Raw genomic sequence first — 22,416 nt, 5'->3', positions numbered from 1 at the left:
TCAAAAATTTCTATACTCTCATTATTTTACATGAAAAAAAACAATAAACTCAAGTCAATAATAAGTAATTTCCCTTATACATACATGAATTGTCTTAATTCTGAAGCTTTAAGAGTTTGAAGAAAGAATTTCATGCACAGGAACGAGAATTACAACATAACCATCATAACAATTGTTTATATTCACCATTTGTTAAAATTCAAATATTTTGTAATTTTGGAAGGAAGGTATAATCTTAAATTTAGACAAAAGTCATGTTAATATACTTTCAAATTTTTTAAATACAAAGCTTCTAGACTATTTTCGAAAAAGCTTGCTTTATGTTAAACTAGAACTCTAGAAACATTTGTAACATTACCATAATATTTGTAATATATTAGTAACATTAACGTATAATGTTATGAAATGAAAAATGCTTAAAATTTTGGGGGTATCATTTTTATTATGAAAAAAAGATATATTTGGTTAATTGCTATCATTGCAACTATTATAATCGCAGGCGGAGCTATCTATGGATATATATACTCAAGCGTCAAAAAATACGACGAGACATTTTATCCAAAAGTAGTCATAGAAGGTCAAGATTTAAGTAAAATGTCTAAAAAAGATGGGGTCAAAGCTCTAGCTAATATCACCAATCAATACAATGAAATTAATGTAACTGTTAAAATAGGAGAAAAAACATACCAAAAGAAATTAAAAGATATTGGCGTACAATACGACACAGATAAACAGCTTAACGATGCCTTTCAATATGGAAAAAAAGAAAAATTGCTTAAACAATACAAACTGATTAAGGATGAAAAAGGGAAAGAATATACTCTTACATATAGTATCGATGAGTCTATACTAAATAATTGGGTTTCTTCTATTGAGAAAGAAATGAAAAAAAGTCCCAAAAATGCTAGTATCTCGATTAGAAATGGGAATGTGAGTGTTACAAACGATGTGAAAGGTTATAAAATCAACCAGGAACAACTACAGCAATCACTTGTTAAAGCACTTAATTCCAATAATAAAAAAGACATTACTGTAACAGCTAATTTAGAAGAGGTTTCCGCCAATATCACAAAAGAAAAACTGATGCCAGTTAGAAAAAAATAGGAACATTTACAACAAATTATTCTGCTAGCAACTACAATCGTAATACGAATATCAAAATCGCCACACAAACAATTGATTCTTATTTACTAATGCCTGGTGAAACGTTTAGCTTTAATGATTATGTTGGGAATACGACAGCAGATAAAGGATATAAACCTGCTGGTTCCTATTTAAACGGAGAAGTTGTTGATAGTTTAGGAGGCGGTGTTTGTCAAGTTAGTACTACATTATATAATGCCATTATAAAAGCAGGTATTATCCCAGATGTACGATACAACCATAGTATGACAGTCGGATATGTTCCAATCGGTCAAGATGCAGCGATTGCATATCCATATAAAGATTTAAAATTTACAAATCCATACAAAACACCTGTATATATTGAAGGAACAGTTAGTCCTTCATCAGTAACATTTACTGTTTATTCAACAGATGATTCTAAGCCATCAAATACAAATTATCAATTATCTAGTTCAGTTGTAAGTAATGATACGACTGTAACAAAAAGTGTAACGTATTTAGAAACGATTACAAATGGGAAAGTAACCGATCGAAAAAGAATTTCTCGAGATAGCTATGCGCACAAAAAATAGCTCTATGATAATTATATAAATAACTATTTAACGAACCTGTAATCGCTGGGAAGTTTATGAATTCCCAGCGATTTTTATGTGCACAAATCAAGTATAAAAATGATATCTTTTTTGTCATTTGTGCGAGATAAATACATACAAATGTAACTTATATAGTGATCTTGAAGTATTGTACATTTTTCTATAGACTAAATATGGACAGTATACTATTTAGAAAAAATCAAATATAAGGTGAGGATACATGAAGAACCTACTTGAATGTGGCAATATTATTTCTGGTAAAAAATACGTAGTGGAAATGAAAGAAAACGAAACAAAAATATTACGAGTTCTTACCGAAACACCTACACATCTAATTCTAGTAAAAGAAGATAGTGACGCTTGTGATGTTTGTGATTATAGTAAACAAGAGCTCCTTGGAGTATATGAGATTAAGGATTGGTATGAAACGAAAGAAGCATAACCATTATATGCTTTTAAAATAAGGCTGTTTTCGAATATTTTGTTTCCTTTAAACAAGTTAGTTAATAGAGGCTTAAGTTTCAGGATGCTCGCTTTCATCGGGGCAGGCTATGAGCCTTCTCGGCACACAGTGCCTGTGGGGTCTCACACCTAAGCATCAATCGACTTTTTTACTAATTTTCTTTACTGAACTCATTTAGAAACAACCATCTTTTTAAACATATCCTAAAATAAAAAAGGTCAATTGCACTATAAAAGTCAATTGGCCTTTTTCTATGAAAATAAAACACTTTATTATTCCTAAAGTACGGAGAAGCAGGCTAATATCGTATCATAATCTATTGTTTTTTCATACTATATTATCTACTACTAGTGAAAGGAGTGTTAGTCATGAGCCCTAGACATAGAAGTGAATCATCTTCTAGAAGGAGAAGACGCAGAAGACGCAGAAGAAGAGAATCCTCATCATTTAGAAGACGGAGAAGACGTGAATCTAGTAGTTCAAGAAGACGTTGCCGTCGTTGAAAAACTTGATTGCTTCCAATCTTCATATGGTATCGCTATGAATCTTAACTAATAAAGTCTACGACTTGAGTACTTTCTTTACTTCAACTAGTCTCGAGCATTTTCTAGATTCGAGTACTAGACTCTCCTAAAAGGATCCACTTTCCCTACAATCATTTTTACTTCAAAGGTGTCTTATATCACTTTTAAGACACCTTTTTTTCTATTGATTATATCCATTTCTTAGCGGCTTTCCAACCAATATAAGGTATGAGAAGCACTATAACAAATACTGCAGTCGTCATATACGGGCTTTCTTGATAAGGGATTGGCAAATTCATACCAAAAAAACCTGTAACTGCTGTCAATTCTGCAGTAATAGTCGTAATAATTGTTAATCTTTTCATCGTATGATTTGTACGTGCAGAAACCAACGAAAAATAGGTATCCATGGCTCCAGAAACCAAATCTCGGAACACTTCTAAGGAATCAGCAATTCGTTCTAAATGATCCACAAGATCCATAAAATAAGGAATATTCTCTTCCTGAACTTTGAACATATATCGGCTTCCTACATTTGCAAATATTCTTTTTTTAGGCTGAATCACCCTTCTGATTAATACAATTGTTCTCTTTAATGCTAAAAATTCTTCAGAAATTTCTTGAGCAGGATTTACATACATTTCATCTTCTAGTTCATCTATACGTTCTGAGATTCTATCGAGAATAGGAAAATACTCATCAACAATCTCATCTAACAAACAATACAATAAATAATCCGGACCTTTCTCCATTGTTACTGTAGAATACTGCACTCTACTTACGATTCTTCCAATTGCTTTAATTCTCTTTGGATGAACGGTCACGATAAAATTTTCTCCAAGAAATATATTAAGCTCTTGAGTGGTAATTTCCTCATCCTTCTCTTCATTATAATTTATGGCATTGAAAACAAAAAAAGTATAATTGTCGTATTTATCTACTTTTGAACGCAAAGTATGTTGTAAACAGTCTTCAAGTGTCAAAGGATGGAAATTGAATAGATCACCGACAATATGTAATTCCGTTAACGAAGTATCATATAAATCAACCCAAAGTAAACTCCCTTCATTAATATTTTCTTCCTTCAAGTACCATTTTACTTTTTGAATATCCAATTCACTAATTACTTTTGTTTCATTTTTATTGTATAAATACGTTCTGATCATATACTCTCCACTCTTTAATATCATGATGTAACAAAAGAAAATAGCAACCGTAATCCATGACTATAGTTCCTATTTGCCTTTGCTTATTATTAAAGTACATGATGATCTTTTTGTTCATGTAAGCTTAGGCTTATCGTTTTAGTAAACTTTATATCCAATGAAAAAGTAGTGAATATCGTTACTTTCTCTTCTAGTTGCTAACTTTCGACACGCAAGTCATCGAGGCATCTTGCCACATTTCTCCTGTAGGATCTTACGTATTCTGCTTCTCGAGCAGGAGTCTCACCCCTGTTGCCCATTGAACCAACCATTTTAATAGATGGTGTCCATTATCCATTCTAATGAAAAACAACTATCTTTTAGAAAACAGCTTTTCATAATGAACATAATATTTATTCTTTAAAGAAATCTACTTACTTATTCATTTTTTATTACGTTTTGAGATTTTATTATGTGGTTTTTCTTAGAGAAGGAATATTTAAGGAATGTATATAGATTGACATGGCATTTTTTAACTATGTTCGTACCCTTTCACTATTAAGAAATGTAGCAATTGCTTCATAAACTTCCTTAATATCATCTTTAGAATCCATTATCCCAAATAGATTAAAGAAGCCATGAATCAACCCTTCTTCTCTTCTTAATACAACTGGAACACCAGATTCTTCAAGCTTTTTGGCATATAGTTCTCCTTCATCACGAAGCGGATCAAATTCTGCTGTAATAACAAAAGCTGGTGGTAAATCGGTTAAATCCGGAGCATGCAATGGTGCATGATAATAGTTACTCTTATCTTCTTGTTTTGGAACGTAAAGACTTTTAAATAAAGCCATTATTTCATTCGTTAAAAAATAGCCTCTACCATATTTATGATAGGAAGCATACGAGTTAGGTTGACAATAATCTGTTACTGGATAAAGCAACACTTGTTTTGCTATCGTAAACTCCTTTCGTTCCTTAGCCATAATCGAAACAACTGCCGACAAATTACCTCCAGCACTATCCCCTACTACAGATAATTTCAATCGATCTCCTTTCAACTCTTCCGCATGTTCAAATACCCATTTGGTAGCTGCATAGCAATCTTCTGGCGCTGCTGGGAAAGGGTGCTCTGGGGCTAAGCGATAATCGACGGCTACCAATACTTGCTCAGCTACATTCACAATACTTCTACATACACCATCATGACTGTCTAGATTACCATACACAAAGCCTCCACCATGAAAAAATACAATGATAGGAAAAAGACCTTCTCCTTCTGGTTTATAAATACGCAAAGGTATTTCTCCTGCTAGTCCATCGATTACACGATTCGTTACTTCATGAACTGTTTCAACATTTTCAAATGTTCCTAAAACATTTCGAGCACGTATCTCCTCTAAAGAGGGTATATAGCCTTCTTGATACGTCGGTAAAAAATGATCCAATACATACTTTAGTTTTGGATGAAGAGTTTCCATCGTATACCTCCTTAGAATTTCATTCATAACTGTAGATACTTTTCTACATAAGACTTCCTATTCCTTTAATTTTTCTTAATTTTTCACACAACAATAATTGACTATAAATTTCAAAACACTCTAATAAATCATCTGGAACAGCTTGCGGAAAACTTGGACGAACAACCGTCTAAACTATATTATCATGTAAAAACTAGAAAAAGCTGAATTGCTTAAGAATGTTGAAAGCAAAGTTCTTGTTTATAAAGGTGATGTACAGCTACAAGCAGATAATCGAGAACTTTTCTCTTCCCTATACGTATCATCTAATTGAACCTGCTATAAAGCTGTGTGAAAAGGGACTAGACATTGTTCGAGAAGAAAAGCAAAACAGTCATAATTTACCTTTTGAGTTACAACATGTCTAGTGAACAAGTTACTGCTAAAGAATGGAGAACACATTAACCAAATTAATGAATACCTTTGGTAATGAAGATTTGACTACTGAGAGACAGGATGCTGTTCTAGCTCAAATGTCTGATGAAGATCAAAATAAAGTTGGGACGTGTCCATATGTGATCCTTAGCTATGTAGCTGTTACTAAGCCTGATTTAATGAAAGATTAATGGATTTCTTATACTTCAAAATACCAAAAGAGCTTGTTTGAGTTTATACAAACAAGCTCTTCATATATATAAAAATGAGTTCTTCTAATCCTAATTTCTTTTCACAATCTATTGTGTTCAATCGTTTTCATCATGAATGATCGGACTTAAAAAACACTTGATTGAAAAACGTTCCATAGACTCGTATCACTACAAATTTCTAATAGCTTATTTGTACCTTATTAATTTTTCAAACCCTTTTAGCCTGGACAATAGAATCACCATTGTCTCATTGAACGGAACATATTCTATATATTGAATTAGTTGGAAAAACTCATGAATTTTATTTCGCAACCTACTCTTATACGATTAATAGCCAATAATAATCATATGATTTTTACCACTCTACGAATGAGCGGTGTTATTCGATAGCCTATTATTGCTCCAATCACATTTAAGATCACATCATCGATGTCGAGGCTACCCCTACGTGATATAAACTGCAATAATTCAATTACAATAATTGAAAGAATAGGAATAATGGTTCGTTTTACTATCGAATACTCTTGAGTACTTTTTAAGAGCAGGAAAGCCACACCATACGGTATAAATAAACCGATGTTTGCTACTAAATTATAAGTAGCAATAAGTAAGTTCACTTCTCCTGAAAGATAGTAAAAAATCGTCTGGAAAGGTACAAGATTATAAGAATAATCATTCTGTTCAGCCGGACGGATAAAGAGTAAAATCAAAAGACACATTGTATATAAAACTAAACAAAAATAAAATAGACTTTTAGAAATCTGAATGTTTACTTTTCTGTACCAATAAACGCTGAAATACACCAACACAGTTATGCAAAACCAAATAACCATATAAACAATAAGATGTAAATAATGAAAGAGGTCAAGAAATAAGGGAAACAGTATTACATTTAATATTTGCGATGACAATAGTGCTATGAGATTTGTTTTATTCATTCGATTGCCTCTTTAAATCAAAATATGCTTTAAAAATCCCTTGACCTTTTTTTTATTGACTGGATGTGAATCTGTTTTTGTATTAGGAACAACGACCGAAAAAGCAATCTCAGGCTCATTAAATGGTGCATAGCCTCCCAAAGTTAAATTGTGAGTTGACCGTATGCTTACTTTATCGTTTTGTACGCTCCGTTTTTTCGTCTTTTCAGGATTCAATGTCTTCATTTCTTCAACCTATTCTGCTTAATAAAATAGAGTAAAACCTACAAACGCAATTGCGGTTATACAATACATACTAAGAGTAAATGGAGTTGGAAACACAATATAAATAATGCTACAAAGAATAACAATTAATGCACTTATTGAGCTTAAATTCTTTCTTATTTTAATCATAATAATCATTCCTTTAATCATTTGTAAAAGGTCAGATATTGATCTAAAATAGGTTGGACTTTATTAGATACATAATGGCTTCCACCCCGACCTTTTACATTTTCTATCATTGCTGTAATCAGGATAGATGGTGATTCAGTATCAAAAACTACTAAAAACCCATTTTCTATTCCATCTTCACCTTTTTTATTTTTTAATTCAGCTGTACCTGTTTTTGCTGCTAGTACAGCTTTGGATGTTTTTAAGTTATGCGCTGGCCCTTTTTTTCGTTCAACCACCTGTATTAGCCCACTCTTTACTGTATTTGCTACATTACTTGAAATGGTTTGTTGTGTCTTTGGCGCTTCATTATCATGAATAAGAGTAGGTAGAACCATCTCACCATTATTTGCAAATGGCGTAAACGCAACTCCTAAATGAATGGATGACATTAATACTTGGCCTTGTCCATATGCTGAATCAGCTAGTAATACTTCTGAGTCAATTCCTTTATTAGATAATTGACTTTTTTTCAAATAAATCGGTAGATTAAAATCCTCCTGAAATCCAAATGTTAATGCCTGCTTTTCAAATTGTTTTACACCCATTTCTAAAGCCTCTTGAGCGAAATATATATTGTCGGAATAAGCTAGTGCATCAATCATATTCACAGATGTAACATCACTAACCCGTGTAACGTAATAGCCACCCCAACTATTATCTTTTCTCCATTGAAGACCTGATATATGTCGCACTTTTTCAGGATATGTTGTTCCATTCGTTAAACCTATAGCTGCTGTTATTGCCTTAAAAGTAGATCCTGGTGCATAAACACTAGTAAATCGATTTAAAAATGGAAGATTCGGGTTGTCACTATATTCTTTCCATTTTTCCTCAGTCATTCCCGTTACCATTAAATTAGGATCAAAGGAAGGATAACTTACTAAAGCCAAAAGTTCACCAGTAGATGGATTCATAGCGCTAACAGATCCCACATCATTTTTTAAAGATTGATAGAAATTATTTTGCAAGACAGAATTAATGGTAACGGTAATATTCTCACCATCTTTTACTTCTATTTCTTTTAACACTTTCTTAAGCTTTCCATCTTCGTCGATAATTTGTATACTTCCACCTTTTTTCCCTCTTAAAAGTTCTTCAAAGGTTTCTTCTAAACCTGATTTACCTATGTAGTCGTTGGCAGAATAGACATGATTTTGATCTTTTTCTAGATCTTCCTTTGTGACTTTTCTTACATATCCAATCAGATGTGCCGCACTCTCCTTTAACGGATAATAACGAATCGTTTTTATTTGAAAAGAAGCTCCAGGAATATCCATTAAATCTACTGAATCAAGCTTAAAATCAACTGGCATTGTCGTAATCGGAACAAATAATTCTGGTTTCACCCATTTTTGATTGAGCGCTTTTGTAATATTTTCCTTCGGTATATGAAAGAATTGACTAATTCTCTCAATATTTTTTTCTTTTTCCTCTCCTAAACGACTAGGTATGATTCCTAATTCATATAACTCTGTATTTTGTGCTAGAGGAATGCCATTGCGATCGACAATTTCTCCTCTTGTCGGTATAATCGTTTTTGCACTAATTTTGTCCTCCCACCCCATCTCTGGAAATATTAAGGATGGACTCCATTGAATTTTCCAAGCATCTTCTTCGTTTTTCTCTTCTTTTATAAAGGAAAGGGTAAATGTAGACTGTATTTCTCCAATAAATGTGTCCATTTCAGTTTTAAAGCTACCCTCATATGAATCGTGTTCTTCATCATATGTAAAATGTTTCGATAGTACTCGAATATCGGATACTTCAATTCCGTTATAAATATTCTGGTATTTTTTTATAAAGCTTTCTTTGGTATAATCATATTTTTTGAGTTCTTCTTCAGAAACTAATGACAACATTTTGTTGTAATCTTTTGAAGAAAATTGTTTAATATATTCATTAAAGATAGCCTCAGGCGTAGTTTTGTCTGTTTTATAAATATTCCAATATAGTAATACACAAATTAAGATAAATAAAAAAATTGTTAGCATAATCCATTTTTTCATTCTTCCAACCTACTTTCTTTTTAATTTCTTTTTGTTGGAATGAAGGTGCTTCATATTTTTTAATTATAAAATTGAACCTGTTACATAACCATGTAATGAAAATGAAAATCAGATAACAATAAATAGAATTTTCTGATTTTTCCATAGAGGGGGACTTATTTTTATGCTAACTGACACTTATAAAATTATGTTAAAATCCGTAAACAAAGAACAAAACGGAGAGTATCTATATATATTCGAAGGAAAGAAATTGTTAATTGGCAGAGCAACCCAACATTCCAATGCAGACTTTAAATTATACAATGATTTCGTTTCTAGACAACATTGTACGATATATATGAATAACGGAGAGCTTTTTATTGAAGATTTAAATAGCAAGCATGGAACCGAAGTGAACCATAACAAACTTGACCCCTGGACTCCATATAAAGTGAAACAAGGAGACATTATTCACTTAGTAAATGGTTTAATTGAATTTCAAGTAAGTATAGATAATGAAGTTACTCGAGAATTTACTTTACCTCATCTTACAAATTCAACAACACTTGTATTAAATGATGCTTTACAAACGGTAACTCTAGAAAAGAAAACCATCAAAATGCCAACTAAAGAATATGCTTGTTTTAAATTGCTATATAAAAATATCGGGAATCTTATTTCAAAAGAAGATATTACACATTTTGTATGGCAAGAAAGAGTAGGAGATCCTGATCATATTGTAGCTGATGAAGAAATTAGCTCATTAATCTATAGAGTTAGAAAAAAGGTCAACTGCACCTATACAATTAAATCTGTCATTCATCGAGGTTACTATATGGAAAAGAAAACAGAAAAGTTATAGAACTATACAAAAATGGTTGTCTTCGGCTTTTTTCACTTCTATAACAACAAAGAAAAATGTTTACTTTGAATCAATATGAAAGAACAAAAACACAAGCGTCTTGATCAGCCCGACCAGCATAAGTTGATCCCGACTAATAGGTTATTTCTTAACCTTCTAGTCGGATTGACTTATGACATTAAAAGGCTAGACGCTGAAACTAGACTTCAACAAATTCGAAAATCAAATTATCCACAAGTATAGATTTTTGTCATTTCCTAAACAATTGAAAAAGGACCCTTAAGTTAACATTTTATACTATTTACTCAGCAAGCAAACTTTACTTTCGTTTATGTAAAACAAATTCCGCTTGATATTCCTCTCCTTTTTTCACATAGATTTGATACTTTGTTTGGTCATTAAAACGCTCAACACGGCTGTTGATTACACGGTCAGGTTTGACTACTTTATATGTAATTCCAGCTTCCTTCAAAAGAGAAATAATCTTATAATAGTCCTCATTTCCAAACACTGTATAAACCAATATCCAATTTTTATTTATAAAATACTTTATTAATAAAAAGACAATCACTACAAACATAAAAATAGCTATCGCAATATACACCTTCTTCACCTACCTTCAAGTTGTTATACATACTTATTCTTTTATTGTTCGAAAATCCCTATCTTCACGCACATTAATCACCAAATAAAGCACTAAATGTTATAAAATAGAAACAAATAAATAACTACGTAACATAATAAGAATTCTTCAGGAGAAATGAATGAAAAACATTATGCAATTGCTATTCATCTTACTTCTTTTATCTGGCTGCACCTATCAATATCCTGAAATTGATTGGATAGATTTTATAAAATGGGATAAAAAAGAATATATAGCGGTTAATGATGTAGTGATAGCAGATGAATCATTTATTGGAGAAGAAATTGGAGAAGTTCAATTCAAAGTAGCCAATCATGTACAAGATGCCAACTATAAATCAAAAAATGGAGATGCTGCCTTTCACCGTAAGGGAACAAAAATGTATTCTATTAAAGAGGCATCCAACTTAATAGCCTTGAAAGATTCTACTCTTATTCACGGATACAAAATATATGATTCATCAAATCACAAAAAATATAACTACTTTTTCCGAAATATCCCTTTAAATAATATCCACACGATTGAAGTCTACAACACCTATTCATCGAATAATAAAAAAGTGGCTGTATGGAAGGACCGAGATAATATAGAAATATTTATACAACTTTTAAAAACGAGTAAAAATAATCCGCTTAAATCAATGCCAAAACGCGAAAAACGAAGCCATTTTGATATTCTCCTGTATGTAAATGGACCACTTGCCTATAAAATCTCCATCTTTTATGACGGGGAACAATATTTCTGGTATCCTAATGATACATCGATTCTTTCAAATGACATATCATTCTATTTATCGAATAAGGCAAATTAAATAAAAAGAACAATGGTAATCAATCTCTTTCCATTGCTCTTTGTTATGCTTCGAATTTATTAGTTTAACCGTCCGTTACACATCTTCCCGCTTCTTTTTTACTAAACTAAAAACCACATTCACTATATTTATAGCAAAAATGCATAAGAATAGAATAAAACTGACTCCATCTCCATTCATATTTAAATCATCAACAATCATTCCAGTTTGCCACGAAAGCATACCAGAAACTGCGATACATAAAAACGATAAACAAAATATATAGTAGCGATCCAAACCAGCCATTTTATTTTTTCTTATCCATATCATACAAAAAGTAAAAATCGAAAAAATAAGCAAGAAAATAAAAATAGGTCTTACATAATCAAATACCAAATTAGTACCCCCTATTTAATCTACTAAAGGAAACCATCCTTTCGTTTCTATAATTTGTTTCCATAGCGGATCAGGTATACACAATTTCTGTTGATCCTTTCTACTAAGTGAAGTATGAATCTGTTCTTCTTGCCCTCTGACAATTTTCCCGACCCAATCAGGCTCCATAATTAATTCTCTTCCAAGAGCCAATAATGGGATATCTGTTGATTGGATTGCCCTTATTGCGTCATTTGCTGAACGAATAGAGCCGACTCCGATGATTGGAATCCTTTCCCCTACTTTTTCTTGAATTAATTCTATTCTCGGTCTAACTGCATCCACACCACGACGAGCTTCAGACCAAAAATCAAGCATAGAAATATGTATGTAATCCAGACCTTTATCTGCTATCGCATCTACTAGGTTAAAAGTGTCTTTCATTGTAATACCAGTTGTTTCTGGTTCTTCAGGGGATAATCGATAGCCAATGATAAAGGGTTCTTTTGCATAATGTTTCACTACCTTTTGTACTTCTTCAATAATAGCAAGTGGAAAGGCAAGTCTATTTTTTAAACTCCCTCCCCAACGGTCTGTTCTTTGATTACTAAAAGGAGAAAAAAATTGTTGTAGTATAAATCCGTTTGCTCCATGTAACTCTACACCATCAAATCCTGCTTCAATTGCTCTTCTAGTTGTTTGTCCAAAAGCTTCAATTAACTGTAAAATTTCTGTATCAGTCATACTTCTAGGAGCCTTTTTCACCATATAAGCCCCTTTATCATTTTCAGAAACAACAGAACTCGGAGCAACGATTTCACCATTTTGAACTAAAGATGGCTTCGCATGTCTCCCCCCATGATACAATTGTAAAATTGCTTTTGCTCCATGGTTCTTTATAGTTGACGCTAACCTTTTCATACTAGGGATCATTTCATCTCGATCACCTGCAAATTGTCCATCAAAGCCTTTTCCATTTGCCTGCACATAGGTACAAGCAGTCACTACCATGCTTACATCATTCGCCCTTCTTGTATAATAGGCTAGTTCTTCTTCTGAAACAGTGTCATCTGCATTTGCTGAATAAGTTGTCATAGGAGCCATGATAATCCGATTTTTCAATTCTACCCCACACGGAAGTGTAAATGGAGTAAAAAGAGGTTGAAAGCTTTCATTCATATTTCTAGTACCCACTTTCATTGATTTTGTACCTATCATATAGAATAGTGGTCATAAGAATAAAGTGATTAGCTCACTTTAAAACACTATTTATTTACTATTCAGCCTTTTCGACCTTTTCTTTTTTCTCACAATCAAAACAAATAAGCAACTGATTATGTTCTAAAATAATTCCATTCAAAAATCCATCAAGGCAATAAAGTTCCTTTCTACATATCGAGCAATTACCTATAAATTCTTTCATCCTATACTCTCCTTTCAATCATCAGATCATTTTGTAAAAGTTTCTACAAAACTTACTAATAAGCCTTTACAAAAAATATCGAATTCCTGCCATACAGACAATACCGAAAATAACTGTTAACGATAAACTTTTCGTCCATATCGCAACAATTAATGTTGGTATAATAGCAAACAAGACATTCCAATCAATCGAAACAGATAGGTCTCCATCAATAAGAAAGCTATCCACAATTAGCGCTGTAAGTATACAAATTGGTATAAACGATAGCCACTTAATGACCGATTGAGGTAGATTTAAATTTCGAACAACTAAAAAAGGAAGGACTCTTGGTATAAATGTTACAATTGCACTTCCCAAAATCACAAGAAAGACAGTTAAACTTATACTCATCTATCTGTCACCACCCCTATTGTTGCAACAAGGATTGTAGATAGAATAACTGCAACATGAGATGGAACAAACATACAGAAGATAACCATTGCAATAATCATATATAAAACCAGAGATAAATAGAAATAAAGCTTCGTTTTCTTTACACTTTGTAATTGTAAAACAAGCAAAGCTATAAACATTGCGGTTAAAGCAAAATCCAATCCAAACACTTCCGGATTAGAAATCCACTTACCAAATAAAGTTCCAATAACACATGAGACAATCCATGATAAATAGGCTGTAATATTTAATCCATTCATCCAATGATCATTTAGCTTCTCACCTTGAGCTACTTTATTCGCAGCAACACCAAAAGATTCATCAGTCAGCAAAGTAGCAAAGCCAACATTTTTTAATACAGAATATTTTGTAAATTGAGGTGCTAATGCCATACTTAATAATAAATGTCGTAAATTGACAATAAAAACGGTTAAAATAATAACAGAAATAGGACTACCTGCAACTAATAAAGCACAAATAATAAATTGCGATGCACCAGCATATACGAGTATAGACATCAGTGCCATTTCTAGTACACTTAAATGTGATGCTGCAGCAACGATTCCAGCCGCAAGTCCAATGCTAATATAGCCAATTAATGTTGGTATGCAATCCTTCACGCCTTGAAGAAACGGATTTGTTTCTTCTAACTCCATTGCTTTTGATACTTGATTCACCTTTACCCCTCCTTGTTTGTTATATTATACAATCGTGTGTTATAATTAACAACGAAATCTTTCAAGGAGTGCTATGCATGGAACCCATTCAGGAAACGATAGCAAAGAACCTGTTACAAATAAGAAAATCTCGTCATTTAAGTTTAGATAAAGTGGCTGAGCTTACAGGTGTTAGTAAAGCTATGTTAGCGCAAATAGAAAAAGGACGCTCTAATCCAACCGTCACAACATTGTGGAAAATCGCGAATGGATTACAGGTATCCTTTTCAACATTTATGAAAGAAGAAGATCGACCTCAAGTGACGAAAATCAAACTAAATGAAATTGCCCCTGTAAACGATGAGAATGGTAATTATTTAGTTTATTCCATTTTTCCATTTCATCCCGATAAAAAATTTGAAATATACAAAGTGGATATTCAACCAGGTTATCGACACACATCAGAAAGTCATTTTGGAGAAGAATACATATTGATAAAAAACGGTGTATTAGAAATTGAAATTCAGGGAAATCCATTTACTTTAACTGAAAATGAGGTAATGACTTTTTCTGCAAATAGTGAACATACTTATATCAATTCCACTGATAAAGTCGTAAGCTTTTATAATGTTATCTTCTATCCTTCTTAAAATTTCACAGAATCCATCAATAAAAGCTACAGCTTTTCATTTTAGTAGCTCTTCTTAACTATAATCTATTTATTGTTTCTGTTTTTCCTTAATTGTTGATATTTCATTTTGGTTGCTTTCTAAAAGATTATTATTTTTATACGTTCGGTGAAAAAAACAGTGGATATAAAGTCGGTTGATAGGAGCGTAAGGTGCGTAATTCTTGCGGGGAAGCGGGAAAAGCAAGATTCTATAGGCACTTTATAACAAGGAGAGCTCACCGCGCCACAGGAAAAGCAGTTCAAGTGAGCCCCCGCAGCGATTGAGGAGACTCACTTACTAACAAAAGATCTTTTTTTACTTCAACAACAATTGTGTTTTTTATTATACGGTTATTCTACTGATTTTAAAGCCTCAATCATATCTACTCTCTTTAGTTTGATATGCATGACAAGCATAACAAATAATGAGAAAATAATGGTTAATACCGCTGAATACACATAACTAGTCACATGTACAACATGACTAAACATAACTTGGTCTACCTCCACAGTCGAAATAACAATTTGAAGTAACCCATTTCCAAATAGAAACCCAAGAGCAATGCCTAATATAGTTAGAATCATATTTTCTCGATACACATACATCGTCACTTCTCTTGGATAAAACCCTAGTACTTTAATAGTAGATAATTCACGAATTCGTTCAGAGACATTTATGTTTGCTAAACTAAATAAAACAACAAAAGCTAATAATGCCGCAGAAACGATTAAAACGATTACTACCACATTTAAACTATCCATTGTATTTTGTAATAAATTGCTATAGGTATTTGTATAACTAATCCCAATTACTCCACTTATATTCATTAATTGTTCTGCAAAAGTATTTTCCCATGATTCATTTGTATTTTTCAATTTCAATAGATCAACGTTATAATTCGGTTTTTCTCCAAAAATAGATTGATAATAAGAAGGTGAAACAAAAAGAAAGTGTCCTGCATACATTTCAACAATATCATTCACCTTTAATCGAAACTGTTCACCATCACTTTTTTTTACAATGAAAGAGTCTCCAACTTTCACATTATATAAAGATGCTAATTTTTCAGAAAGGACCGCTCCTTCATGAGGTATCTTCACCGATTTCTTTGTGTCCATATGTCGCAATGTAATATAAGTATTCAATTCCTTCTTCTTCTCTGGAACCATTACCATTACTTCTTGATTATTTACACCTTTTTTTACTGCCGTCATATTAGCTTGAAAAACACTGGTTTTCGAAGTCACATTATCCTTTTTCGCTAACAGCTGATCATACGTCTTTATTTCTGCATCATTTGATAATAATACCGCTGCATCATATTTCATAATTTCACCATATTGCAGTGGCACAAGATCTTGGATAGTATCTCGTAACCCATAGCCTGTGAACATTAATGCCGTGCAGCCAGCTACCCCAAAAATTGTCATAAACATTCTTTTCTTATATCTAAATAGATTTCTCGATGTAACTTTGCTTGTAAAATTCAACCGTTTCCATATGAATCTTATACGTTCCAGTAGAATTCGCTGACCATTTTTTGGAGCTTTTGGACGCATAAGTGTAGCTGCATTTTCCCGTAATATGTTTCTTGTGGAAACGAAAGCGGTAGCGCTTGTACAAATTAATGCAACAATAACAGCAACCGTAATGATTTTAAAATCAAATAATATAATTAAATCTGGCATATCATACAATGTTAAATATGCATTATAAATGATTCTAGTAAATAGCTCTAAGCCAATAAGTAAGCCAAAAAAGGAGCCAATAATAGAGGCTAAAGAACCATACACAAAATATTTAGCAATAATATCTTGGTTTTTATAACCTAAAGCCTTCATCAAACCTATTTGGGTACGTTGTTCATCTACCATTCTAGTCATTGTTGTTAAACAAACGAGAGCTGCTATTAAGAAAAACAGCACTGGAAAAATGGACGATAGTGAAGTTATTCGATTAGCATTATCTTTAAAATCGGAATATCTCGGATTATTAGAACGATCATTTACATAATACTTTGGTAACTCTAGCTTTTCTAAATCAGCTTTTGCTTGTTGAATTTTTTTCTCTGCCTCTTTAAATTTCCTCTCTGCTTTTTGTTTTTCTTTTTGAAAAAGGGCTAGATTTTTTTCATATTCATTTTCACTTACATCGATTTTTGACTTTGCATTAGTTAAATCTTGTATTCCTTTAAACTTCTCATTCTTATATTGTTCCCAAGCTACAGCTAATTGTGCTTTACCTTTTTTATATTGTTCTGTTCCTAATCTTAATTCATTCTCAGCTTCTCTTATTTCGACTTCTTGACTAGCAAATTTCTGTTTAGTTGTTTCAAGATTATTCTTTTCAGTTGTTAACTGTGCTTGTGTTGCTTGGATTTTCATGAAATTTTCACCATATAATAATCCTGCTAATTCAAGTTCTTGTTTCTGTTCATTTAATTCTTTTTGTTTTGTCTCTAATACTTGTTCAGCTTCCTTTAATTTTGCTTGGCCTTCAGCTATTGTTTTTTTACCATTTACTATTTTACTAGAGGTATCATCTAGTTCGAGTTTTGCCGCTTGTAATTGTTTTTCCTTTTCATTTAGTTGTGATTCTACAGTCTGTAATTTATTATATAGTTCAGATTCTCCATGTTTATATTGTTCTCTTGCTTTATTAATCTCCTCTTTTGCATTCGTTAGTTTTTTCTGATTATTCACTAACTCCTGCTTGCTTTGACTCAATTTTGTTTCTGTTTGATTAATTTCCTTCTCAGCTTCCTGTTTCATAGCTGTTAAACGAGATTGTGGCTGATTCTTTAAAAGCTTTTCAATAGTTGCTATATTTGTCTCAATATACTGTTCATATTCTTCGGAATACGCAGGAGCATATTTCGTATTCTTTAATAGAATTCTAGCAACAGTATATACATCCATATTGAAATCTTGTTCAGGAATGATGAGAAACGCATCTGCTTTCCCTTTACCTATAGAACTAACTCCACGCTCACTTTTTTCAATATATTGACTAGATGTAACGAAACCTACAATTTTATATGTAGTTTTGTGAAATACATCACTTAATTTTTGATTTTCATTCTCTTCAAATGTTATTATATCTCCAATTTTAAATTGATTAGATAACTTATGATCCATTGCCATTTCACCTGAAGCTGATGGCATACGTCCTTTATTGATTTGATAGTTATTAATTTTTTGGTTATCAGAAGTTGAAAAAACTTTCGCAACTAAATCAGAATTCTTAAATGCTACATCAGCTGAATAACCAAATTCTATATTTTCGACTCCTGAAGCTTTCTTTAATATTTTTTCATCACTTTCATCTAAACCATATGTAGATTGAACTTCAATGTCTGCTAAATGATATTGATTATAGTATTGATTAGCAGTATGTAACATATCTGGACCTGCAGCTTTTAATCCTACAAAAAAAGCAACACCAAGCATGGTAAGAATGAGAATGGAGAAAAATCTCCCCTTTGAATACCAGATTTCACGATTTATATCTTTATATAATGATTTTTTCTTCATTTCCATCACCACTCAATATTTTCAATTGGTGTAGGATTTGAATTGACTTTTACTTGACGAACCTTGGCATTATTGATTTCAATTACACGATCTGCCATTGGGGCAATCGCTAAATTATGAGTAATGACAATAACCGTCGTCCCTTTATTACGACATGTATCATGCAATAACTTCAAAACAGACTTACCTGTTTCAAAATCTAGGGCACCAGTTGGTTCATCACAAAGTAATAACTTTGGACTCTTTGCTACAGCTCTTGCAATAGCCACTCGCTGTTGTTCTCCTCCGGACAGTTGAGCAGGAAAATTATTAAGTCGTTCCTCTAAACCAACCTCTTTTAAAACTTCCGTTGCCTCTAATGCTTTTGGCGATATTTGCGAAGCCAATTCAACATTTTCTTTTGCTGTTAAATTTGGAACTAGATTATAAAATTGAAAGACAAATCCAACATCCGCTCTTCGATAACCTGTTAATTGAATAGAATTAAATTTTGCAATGTCCGTACCATCAACAATAACTTGGCCTTCATCACACGTATCCATCCCTCCAAGTATATTCAAAACGGTAGACTTTCCTGCTCCAGAAGGTCCCACTATAACTGCAAATTCTCCTTTTTCTATTTCAAAGGTCACGCCATTATTCGCCGCAACAATTGTATCTCCCATTTGATATGTTTTATAACAATCTCTTATTTCTACAAATGCCATGATATAAACCTCATTTCTTTAGGTTGTATCTTGTTTTATTACCTATTAACAAAGAGTGAGTAAATTGATGGTCAATTCATTAAAAGAAAAATACAAGCTAAATCCACTAGCGAGTAGTCTTACAATAATCAACTTTTGAGAAAGTCACTCTAGTTTTACTTCCCCTAGAAAGTGAAATTTATATGTTGTTCAATTGAATTTTTTTAAAAGATTATTTCTTTAGAACCATCATAAATATGAATAAAGAGAATTTATATGAACAAGCCATAGCAACCTATAATCCAGGAATCCCTTAAGGCATCCAGCAGCTTTCATTCACGCTTATATAAAAAAATAGGGACCTCATAAAAGTGCAAAATGCCACTTTTATGAAGTCCCTCCTTAAATTGATTTACAAGCTCGCAAATTGATCGACTAATTGACTAAATCGTTGCAACGCATTATTAATCGGTTCTGGATTTGTTAAATCCACACCTGTTTTCTTTAATAGCTCTAATGGATAATCCGAGCTGCCACTTTTTAAGAATTCCAAATAATTCTTTTGCATATCTTTATTGCCTTTTAACAGCTGATCAGCAATATAAATGGCTGATGCATAACCCGTTGCATATTTATAAACATAAAAAGGACGATAAAAATGAGGAATTCGTGACCAACCATATTTCACTTCATCATCAAAAACTATCATATCACCATTATATTCACGGAATAATTTTTCATATATTTCATTAAATTTTTGTACATTTAATGGAACGCCATTAGCTGCAAGTTCATGTGTGATTTTTTCAAATTCTGCAAACATTACTTGCGTATAAAAAGTGCCACGGAATTGATCGATAAAATGATTAATTAAATATGCCTTGACTTGATCGTCTTTTGCATTTTCTATTAAGTAATTAATTAACAAAACTTCATTAACCGTTGATGCGACTTCAGCAACAAAAATGGAATAGCCTGCCGATATACGAGGCTGATGGCTTGATGAAAGCCATGAGTGCATAGCATGACCAAGCTCATGAGTTAACGTAAAACAGCTATCTAAATCATCGTGATGATTTAGCAATACGAATGGATGAACACCATAAACACCCAAGTTATATGCACCAGATCGCTTACCAGGAGTTTCTCTAACATCGATATAGCGCTTATCTTTAAAAGAAGAAATGATAGCTAAGTATTCATCACCTAGTGGTTTTAACGCCTTTAGCATTGTATCATATGCTTCATCATATGAGATTTCCTGCTTCACTCCTTTTACGAGATCAACACTTAAATCATATTGATGCAGTTCATCTAATCCTAGCTTTTCTTTACGAATTTCAGTATATTTATGAACGGGAGCTAAATTATTTTTCGTAGCTTGAATTAAATTTTCGTATACGTCCTTGGATACCATATCTCCAAAAAGAGCTTTTTCGAGTGCCGATGGATATTGGCGTATATTAGACAAAGTTACATTCGTTTTAATAGCGGAAGAAAGTGTTGAAGCAATCGAATTTTTCAATTGAAGATAAGGCTTATAATAGGCTTTATATGCTTCTTTTCTTACCTCTCTATCTTCATCTTCTATTAGTTTCGAATACATTCCTCTTGTTAGTTCGACCTTTTCTCCATCTTTATTCATAACCTCACCAAATTGGATATCCGCATTGTTAATCATTTCATATGTTTTTCGCGATGCACCTAATGATTCCCCTAATTGAGAAAGAAGTGCTTCTTTTTCCTCTGTTAACACATGTTGTTTATAACGATATGTTTCTATTAAATCTTGTTCAAAGTATTTCAAACCTTCATTTTCAGCAATATACTTTTTCAAATCAGCTTCATCTATACTTAATAATTGTGGAGTAAAAAAGGATAATGCTGAATTAATTTTTACGGCTAAGTTTGAAGCTTTATCTGTTAAAACTTGAGCTTCAGAGTCCCTTGTGTCTAAATCTTTTTTTAACATACCATACACATAGACATTATTAAATAAACTTGACATTTCTTCTTGCTTTGTCAGAAATTCTAATAGATTTTTTCCATCATTCACTTTTCCGTCAAAGGCAGCTAACTCCTGGGCCATTGCCTCAACTTTTGAATAATCAGACTCCCACGCCTCAATTGATGAATACAAATCGTTTAAATTCCATTTTTCTTGTTCTGGGACTTCATTACGACTGTTATATGTAATCATACGCTCTCTCCTTTAATTAATAGAGGTTATCGTTCCCTCCGTATATTTTCTACATTTTGAAGCGAGACTCTTACATTTCACTGAAGGTATAGTACGTACAGTACTAATAAGTCTCAACGAAAAAACATAGAATTTCTCATAATACTAAGTACTCGTAAATGTAGACTTTATTTTATGTGATTATCTTTAATAATAGCACTAGTCACTTCATTTCAAAAAGAAAACCATCAAAATTTTCATTATGTAATGATTCCCTTCTCTCTCCCATATTCAATTAAACTTTCGTAAGGATCTCCTTCTAGTTGAAGTAATTTACAAAACGCAGGCTCGGTTTTATATCCTAGTTTTTTTAATGCGATAATTTTTTCTCTCATGGAAGGATTACGTAACATTACTTCATGCTCAATGAGCATATGGATATAAGCATATTGATGATCAACTGCCTTCGATTGACCAAAGAGTTCAAATTCAAATCCTTCATATATAAAATTAGCTTTTATTGTAGGTTGATTACGAATAATCTTCTCTTTCAGGTTAAAGTTTAGCTGCTTACTATATAATTGAGTAATCGTATTCTTCCAATCATGAAAGTCTTTCACATCCATTATGATATCCAAATCTGAATCTTCTAAATCAATTTGAATTGGAATTGTTCCACATAAAATAGGTGTGTATGATAGTAAATCTTTCATCACTCCTATTTTATTGATTACATCATAAGCACGTCGTTGCTTTTCGTTACCGTTGCGAAGATATTCTATTGTTTTAAACATTTACTACCTCCTCTTCTCTAGAATTCATTATAAAAAAATAGTTTAAAATATGGTACG

Annotated in this window: 23 protein-coding genes; 8 read left to right on the top strand and 15 right to left on the bottom strand. The window is 32.3% G+C overall.

The genetic code is table 11. The features are described from left to right. The first annotated feature begins 444 nt into the window (after window positions 1-444). The 4 genes from BN349_RS24765 to BN349_RS25800 all read left to right on the top strand — a co-directional run bounded on the left by BN349_RS24765 (window position 445) and on the right by BN349_RS25800 (window position 2,736). Window positions 445-1,104 carry a peptidoglycan binding domain-containing protein gene (locus tag BN349_RS24765; protein WP_019241167.1) on the top strand — a complete coding sequence of 220 codons (660 nt, stop codon included), beginning with the start codon at window positions 445-447 and terminating at the stop codon, window positions 1,102-1,104. Then, window positions 1,101-1,697: a VanW family protein gene (locus tag BN349_RS24760; RefSeq protein ID WP_081591181.1), complete on the top strand. Its 597-nt coding sequence runs from the start codon at window positions 1,101-1,103 to the stop codon at window positions 1,695-1,697. Before BN349_RS24765 ends, BN349_RS24760 begins: the two co-directional genes overlap by 4 nt. Window positions 1,698-1,938: 241 nt before the next feature. Continuing rightward, window positions 1,939-2,160, top strand: coding sequence for a hypothetical protein (locus BN349_RS04930; protein ID WP_019241165.1), 222 nt, complete (start codon window positions 1,939-1,941; stop codon window positions 2,158-2,160). 408 nt (window positions 2,161-2,568) lie between these two features. Continuing rightward, complete coding sequence (locus BN349_RS25800) at window positions 2,569-2,736, top strand: hypothetical protein (RefSeq protein WP_019241164.1); 168 nt, start codon at window positions 2,569-2,571, stop codon at window positions 2,734-2,736. 157 nt (window positions 2,737-2,893) lie between these two features. On the opposite strand, the gene corA is transcribed toward BN349_RS25800, so the two are convergent. Together corA and BN349_RS04915 are read right to left on the bottom strand one after the other, a co-directional pair. Further along, window positions 2,894-3,871 carry a magnesium/cobalt transporter CorA gene (gene corA, locus BN349_RS04920; protein WP_019241163.1) on the bottom strand — a complete coding sequence of 326 codons (978 nt, stop codon included), beginning with the start codon at window positions 3,869-3,871 and terminating at the stop codon, window positions 2,894-2,896. A 515-nt stretch (window positions 3,872-4,386) separates the two neighbouring features. After that, a complete protein-coding gene (locus BN349_RS04915; protein WP_019241162.1) occupies window positions 4,387-5,331 on the bottom strand; it encodes an alpha/beta hydrolase in 945 nt (314 codons plus the stop codon). Between the two features lie 428 nt (window positions 5,332-5,759). Between BN349_RS04915 and BN349_RS25795 the strand changes: the two genes are divergently transcribed. Further along, window positions 5,760-5,936, top strand: coding sequence for a hypothetical protein (locus BN349_RS25795; protein ID WP_157381018.1), 177 nt, complete (start codon window positions 5,760-5,762; stop codon window positions 5,934-5,936). A gap of 365 nt (window positions 5,937-6,301) precedes the next feature. Here the strand turns inward: BN349_RS25795 and BN349_RS26285 are convergent, their stop codons facing one another. The 3 genes from BN349_RS26285 to pbp4 form a co-directional block, all read right to left on the bottom strand. Beyond that, a complete protein-coding gene (locus BN349_RS26285; RefSeq protein WP_222860257.1) occupies window positions 6,302-6,676 on the bottom strand; it encodes a VanZ family protein in 375 nt (124 codons plus the stop codon). Between the two features lie 231 nt (window positions 6,677-6,907). Next, entirely contained in the window at window positions 6,908-7,120 is a 213-nt protein-coding gene (locus BN349_RS04900) for a hypothetical protein (protein ID WP_026089170.1), read from the bottom strand. 185 nt (window positions 7,121-7,305) lie between these two features. Continuing rightward, a complete protein-coding gene (gene pbp4, locus BN349_RS04895; protein WP_019241159.1) occupies window positions 7,306-9,336 on the bottom strand; it encodes a penicillin-binding protein PBP4(5) in 2,031 nt (676 codons plus the stop codon). A 163-nt stretch (window positions 9,337-9,499) separates the two neighbouring features. Between pbp4 and BN349_RS24755 the strand changes: the two genes are divergently transcribed. Next, window positions 9,500-10,177 carry an FHA domain-containing protein gene (locus tag BN349_RS24755; protein WP_019241158.1) on the top strand — a complete coding sequence of 226 codons (678 nt, stop codon included), beginning with the start codon at window positions 9,500-9,502 and terminating at the stop codon, window positions 10,175-10,177. A 319-nt stretch (window positions 10,178-10,496) separates the two neighbouring features. Here the strand turns inward: BN349_RS24755 and BN349_RS04885 are convergent, their stop codons facing one another. Beyond that, entirely contained in the window at window positions 10,497-10,781 is a 285-nt protein-coding gene (locus BN349_RS04885; RefSeq protein WP_019241157.1) for a hypothetical protein, read from the bottom strand. 160 nt (window positions 10,782-10,941) lie between these two features. Here BN349_RS04885 and BN349_RS04880 point away from each other — a divergent pair, with 160 nt between their 5' ends. After that, the gene (locus BN349_RS04880; RefSeq protein ID WP_019241156.1) at window positions 10,942-11,631 is read left to right on the top strand and encodes a hypothetical protein; all 690 of its coding nucleotides are present in this window, start codon (window positions 10,942-10,944) and stop codon (window positions 11,629-11,631) included. 75 nt (window positions 11,632-11,706) lie between these two features. Here BN349_RS04880 and BN349_RS04875 read toward each other — a convergent pair whose 3' ends face one another. The 5 genes from BN349_RS04875 to BN349_RS04855 all read right to left on the bottom strand — a co-directional run bounded on the left by BN349_RS04875 (window position 11,707) and on the right by BN349_RS04855 (window position 14,496). Continuing rightward, window positions 11,707-12,006 (bottom strand): hypothetical protein, encoded by a 300-nt coding sequence (locus tag BN349_RS04875; protein WP_019241155.1) that lies wholly within the window; start codon window positions 12,004-12,006, stop codon window positions 11,707-11,709. A gap of 15 nt (window positions 12,007-12,021) precedes the next feature. Then, window positions 12,022-13,164 carry an NADH-dependent flavin oxidoreductase gene (locus BN349_RS04870; protein ID WP_019241154.1) on the bottom strand — a complete coding sequence of 381 codons (1,143 nt, stop codon included), beginning with the start codon at window positions 13,162-13,164 and terminating at the stop codon, window positions 12,022-12,024. 97 nt (window positions 13,165-13,261) lie between these two features. Next, window positions 13,262-13,408 carry a hypothetical protein gene (locus BN349_RS26090; protein WP_019241153.1) on the bottom strand — a complete coding sequence of 49 codons (147 nt, stop codon included), beginning with the start codon at window positions 13,406-13,408 and terminating at the stop codon, window positions 13,262-13,264. 66 nt (window positions 13,409-13,474) lie between these two features. After that, entirely contained in the window at window positions 13,475-13,798 is a 324-nt protein-coding gene (locus BN349_RS04860) for an AzlD domain-containing protein (RefSeq protein ID WP_019241152.1), read from the bottom strand. Next, entirely contained in the window at window positions 13,795-14,496 is a 702-nt protein-coding gene (locus BN349_RS04855; protein WP_034293717.1) for an AzlC family ABC transporter permease, read from the bottom strand. Before BN349_RS04855 ends, BN349_RS04860 begins: the two co-directional genes overlap by 4 nt. 98 nt (window positions 14,497-14,594) lie before the next feature. On the opposite strand from BN349_RS04855, the gene BN349_RS04850 reads away from it, so the two are divergent. Next, window positions 14,595-15,146 carry a helix-turn-helix domain-containing protein gene (locus BN349_RS04850; RefSeq protein ID WP_019241150.1) on the top strand — a complete coding sequence of 184 codons (552 nt, stop codon included), beginning with the start codon at window positions 14,595-14,597 and terminating at the stop codon, window positions 15,144-15,146. A 371-nt stretch (window positions 15,147-15,517) separates the two neighbouring features. Here BN349_RS04850 and BN349_RS04845 read toward each other — a convergent pair whose 3' ends face one another. The 4 genes from BN349_RS04845 to BN349_RS04830 all read right to left on the bottom strand — a co-directional run bounded on the left by BN349_RS04845 (window position 15,518) and on the right by BN349_RS04830 (window position 22,359). Then, window positions 15,518-18,700, bottom strand: coding sequence for an ABC transporter permease (locus BN349_RS04845; RefSeq protein ID WP_026089169.1), 3,183 nt, complete (start codon window positions 18,698-18,700; stop codon window positions 15,518-15,520). Window positions 18,701-18,705: 5 nt separating this feature from the next. Then, entirely contained in the window at window positions 18,706-19,407 is a 702-nt protein-coding gene (locus tag BN349_RS04840; protein WP_019241148.1) for an ABC transporter ATP-binding protein, read from the bottom strand. 391 nt (window positions 19,408-19,798) lie between these two features. Beyond that, a complete protein-coding gene (pepF, locus tag BN349_RS04835; RefSeq protein ID WP_019241147.1) occupies window positions 19,799-21,586 on the bottom strand; it encodes an oligoendopeptidase F in 1,788 nt (595 codons plus the stop codon). Window positions 21,587-21,825: 239 nt separating this feature from the next. Then, window positions 21,826-22,359, bottom strand: a complete 534-nt coding sequence (locus BN349_RS04830; RefSeq protein ID WP_019241146.1) for a DUF4269 domain-containing protein — start codon at window positions 22,357-22,359, stop codon at window positions 21,826-21,828. Window positions 22,360-22,416: the final 57 nt, after the last annotated feature.

This window comes from Bacillus sp. AP8 (assembly GCF_000321185.1).
Taxonomy (GTDB): domain Bacteria; phylum Bacillota; class Bacilli; order Bacillales; family DSM-1321; genus Bacillus_AD; species Bacillus_AD massilioanorexius.
Note: the sequence above shows the minus strand (reverse complement) of the source record. Positions and strands in the feature narration are given on the sequence as shown.

Excerpts from the sequence above, each read along its gene's own strand:
- BN349_RS24765 (WP_019241167.1), top strand. The coding sequence starts at position 445 with ATGAAAAAAAGATATATTTGGTTAATTGCTATCATTGCAACTATTATA.
- BN349_RS04930 (WP_019241165.1), top strand. The coding sequence starts at position 1,939 with ATGAAGAACCTACTTGAATGTGGCAATATTATTTCTGGTAAAAAATAC.
- corA (WP_019241163.1), bottom strand. The coding sequence starts at position 3,871 with ATGATCAGAACGTATTTATACAATAAAAATGAAACAAAAGTAATTAGT.
- BN349_RS04915 (WP_019241162.1), bottom strand. The coding sequence starts at position 5,331 with ATGGAAACTCTTCATCCAAAACTAAAGTATGTATTGGATCATTTTTTA.
- BN349_RS25795 (WP_157381018.1), top strand. The coding sequence starts at position 5,760 with ATGGAGAACACATTAACCAAATTAATGAATACCTTTGGTAATGAAGAT.
- BN349_RS26285 (WP_222860257.1), bottom strand. The coding sequence starts at position 6,676 with ATGTGTCTTTTGATTTTACTCTTTATCCGTCCGGCTGAACAGAATGAT.
- BN349_RS04900 (WP_026089170.1), bottom strand. The coding sequence starts at position 7,120 with ATGAAGACATTGAATCCTGAAAAGACGAAAAAACGGAGCGTACAAAAC.
- pbp4 (WP_019241159.1), bottom strand. The coding sequence starts at position 9,336 with ATGAAAAAATGGATTATGCTAACAATTTTTTTATTTATCTTAATTTGT.
- BN349_RS24755 (WP_019241158.1), top strand. The coding sequence starts at position 9,500 with ATGCTAACTGACACTTATAAAATTATGTTAAAATCCGTAAACAAAGAA.
- BN349_RS04880 (WP_019241156.1), top strand. The coding sequence starts at position 10,942 with ATGAAAAACATTATGCAATTGCTATTCATCTTACTTCTTTTATCTGGC.
- BN349_RS04870 (WP_019241154.1), bottom strand. The coding sequence starts at position 13,164 with ATGAATGAAAGCTTTCAACCTCTTTTTACTCCATTTACACTTCCGTGT.
- BN349_RS26090 (WP_019241153.1), bottom strand. The coding sequence starts at position 13,408 with ATGAAAGAATTTATAGGTAATTGCTCGATATGTAGAAAGGAACTTTAT.
- BN349_RS04860 (WP_019241152.1), bottom strand. The coding sequence starts at position 13,798 with ATGAGTATAAGTTTAACTGTCTTTCTTGTGATTTTGGGAAGTGCAATT.
- BN349_RS04855 (WP_034293717.1), bottom strand. The coding sequence starts at position 14,496 with ATGGAGTTAGAAGAAACAAATCCGTTTCTTCAAGGCGTGAAGGATTGC.
- BN349_RS04850 (WP_019241150.1), top strand. The coding sequence starts at position 14,595 with ATGGAACCCATTCAGGAAACGATAGCAAAGAACCTGTTACAAATAAGA.
- BN349_RS04845 (WP_026089169.1), bottom strand. The coding sequence starts at position 18,700 with ATGAAGAAAAAATCATTATATAAAGATATAAATCGTGAAATCTGGTAT.
- BN349_RS04840 (WP_019241148.1), bottom strand. The coding sequence starts at position 19,407 with ATGGCATTTGTAGAAATAAGAGATTGTTATAAAACATATCAAATGGGA.
- pepF (WP_019241147.1), bottom strand. The coding sequence starts at position 21,586 with ATGATTACATATAACAGTCGTAATGAAGTCCCAGAACAAGAAAAATGG.
- BN349_RS04830 (WP_019241146.1), bottom strand. The coding sequence starts at position 22,359 with ATGTTTAAAACAATAGAATATCTTCGCAACGGTAACGAAAAGCAACGA.